This is a genomic window from Amycolatopsis sp. CA-128772 (assembly GCF_002904295.1).
In the GTDB taxonomy this organism is placed as follows: Bacteria; Actinomycetota; Actinomycetes; order Mycobacteriales; family Pseudonocardiaceae; genus Amycolatopsis.
Genome location: NZ_PPHG01000027.1, coordinates 169,248 through 169,572 on the forward strand (window position 1 = coordinate 169,248; position 325 = coordinate 169,572).

The window sequence follows — 325 nt, forward strand, 5'->3', positions numbered from 1 at the left end:
GCAGCAGGTAGGAGCAGCTCCAGTCGTAGGCAGTGAGCCACAACCGGTCTTCAGACATGGTCGACCACCGCCGTGTTCGCCTCGGCGATTGCGCGATTCAGGCATTTGCCGGTGAAGGTGCGCCGCTGTTGCTGCAGTTGCGCGGACCAGGTGCCGGTGTCGGGTTCGAGGATGTTCCAGGCGGCGGTGACGGCGGCGTCGGTGCAGAGCCCGGCGGCGTCGAGGTAGGGGTAGACGGCTTCGACGACGCGGCAGGCTTCCACGACCCCGGAGGGGAAGCAGGTGTTCCAGACTGCGGTGATGAACGCGGTCTTGTGCCGCCGGG

At 67.1% G+C, this 325-nt stretch carries 1 protein-coding gene; it reads right to left on the bottom strand.

The window, feature by feature from the left end:
* Window positions 1-50: 50 nt before the first annotated feature.
* Window positions 51-325: hypothetical protein (locus tag C2L59_RS47450; RefSeq protein ID WP_233223453.1), on the bottom strand; the 275-nt coding region annotated here is incomplete at its 5' end.